We start from the raw sequence: 2,205 nt of genomic DNA on the forward strand, positions 1-2,205 counted from the left end.
AGGTCGTCATTTGTGTCGTCTTTATAGCTAATCCAAGGATTGCCGTCGGGCGCAATTGATATGGACGAATGCGTTCCTACATCATCGGCGGTTAGTACCGCGGTACACTCCCAGGCTGCGCTGTCGCAGCCGGAACCGCCGGATGAGACATATTCGGCCACATATAAATCGCTGTTGTTGTAGTAGCTTATCCAAGCAACATTGCTTGGCGTAAAGGCAATTGAATAGTTTGGCAAGTTGGTAGTACCAAGCGTATCGACAGCCGTACATTCCCAAGCTGCGCTGTCGCAGCCGGAACCGCCGGATGAGACATATTCGGCAACCACTAAATCGTCATTATTGTCATCAAAAAAGCTTATCCACGGATTTCCTGAAGTATCGAAAGCTATTTCCGGATAAGCACTAGTTACCGATGTTCTGACCGATACACAGTCCCAGTAATTGTTTGAGCAGTTGCCGGTGCCGTCACCAACCTGATTGGCCACCACCAAGTCGTCGCTAGCCGCATCAATAAATGCCAGCCAGATTGTGCCATCAGGACTAATACCGATTGTTGGGTGCTGGATATTGCCGGAACCTGTCTCAACACCCTCACATGACCAATCAGCAATGCCGCTGCCACAATTACTGCCACCACTACCAACATACACGGCAACCCAAACGGTATCCGGAGTTCCGTCCTGAAGCAGAACTGCCGCCATTTCACCATGCGGACCGGTGGCCAGTCCGCTGCCGGTACCCAACGTTAAGCCGGTAGAAAAATCAGCAATTAGGCTACAGTCAAAATCGGTGTCGTCGCAGCCCGAACCGGCGCCGGTTCGTGGTACAGTGCTGCTTTGGACCTTACTCCATCTGCCGTCGTTGCGATCATAAAACAGCGCTAATTCGTCCACCTCTGCCAAAGCCGCTCCAGAATTTGTTATATGGGTCCTAAGGTTCATGTGCTCGCCGCGCCTAACTGCGCTCAAGGTTTTGCCGGAGCTAAATTCCGAGCCAGCTGTCTTGGTGGCATCGGCTGCTTCTTGCCCGCCGCCGTCAGACTTAAAGGCCACGATATGCCCCACCCACTGATCTCCGGTAGCGGCAACAGCGTCGGTTGAATAAGTACCAGTAGCCGTAACCAGCCTATCAGCTACCGCATGAGCTAACCCCGAACCCCCCGAGAAGGCTTGTTCGCTTAGCTGAGTAAAACTGTTGCTCCAGGTGCTGAAAGTGGTATTGGCTTCTACGGTTACCGCGCCAATTAGCAGGTTCGTGTCATTAGTTGTGGTCGGAGTAGTTCCTGTAGCCGGATTATTGCTGTTGCCTGTACTAGATGCGGTCTGGTCAACCACGCTGCTAGTAGCAATTCCGCTATATTCAAAAAAAGTCAGCATGGCAACTACGTTGCCTGAAGTGATTGTAGACGTACAAGATACTGAGGTCTCGCCTCCTGTGGAAACTTTGTAATACACTTCCTGAACAGAAGTATTGCTTGTAGGCGTTGGGCCGATAGCCGATGTATAGCCGGTTCCGCTCAGCGTTGGAACCTCGGATTGGCCAAGCCCCGAACAAACCGCCACCAATAGGTTATCGGCGGTTGCCGCCGTAAAGTTAACCGTAGTAGTACATTCACCGTCAGTTTCGTTGCACTGGGCATCGTCGGTTTTAATTAGCTCAATTTCAGCAGAGCCCTGAGCACCATCATCATTTTCAAATACATAGCCTCCCTGGGTTATATATGGATATATGGGACCGGTAGCTGCCGCGCCTTTAAAAGCGGCTATCTGGCCTATCCATGCGCCAGTGCCGCTTAGTGTTGCACCAGTAGAATATGCGCCGGTAGAGCCAACCGTAAGCTCAGCCGTCCCTTGAGCCCCACCGTTTGAATGGTCAGATTGCTCAATAAAAGAGTTGGTCCAGGCACTAAACGAACGCGCAGCATTAACTGTAATTCCAGCAATTAATAGATCGTTATCATTGGTAGTTGTTGGCGTAGTGCCAGTAGTCGCTGGCGTGTCGACGCCTGTGTTAGTTGCCGTTTGATCAACTACGCTAGCATTTGCCATACCGCTGTATTCAAAAATGGTAATCAGGCCTCTTTTATTGTTTGCCCCGGTGACTGTGCACGCCGCAGAGGTTTCCCCGCCAGTGGCTACTTTATAGAAGATGTCTTGAACAATATTAGACGTTGTAGTTGAACCGATGGCCGATGTATAGCCGCTT

Annotated in this window: 1 protein-coding gene; it reads right to left on the minus strand. The window is 51.0% G+C overall.

Annotation, left to right across the window (positions count from 1 at the left end):
• The coding region (locus tag VGA08_04015; GenBank protein HEX9679757.1) for a hypothetical protein at window positions 1-2,048 on the minus strand (2,048 nt) is incomplete at its 3' end.
• Between the last annotated feature and the right edge of the window lie 157 nt (window positions 2,049-2,205).

This window comes from Candidatus Saccharimonadales bacterium, assembly GCA_036397795.1.
Classification (GTDB): Bacteria; Patescibacteriota; Saccharimonadia; order Saccharimonadales; family DASWIF01; genus DASWIF01.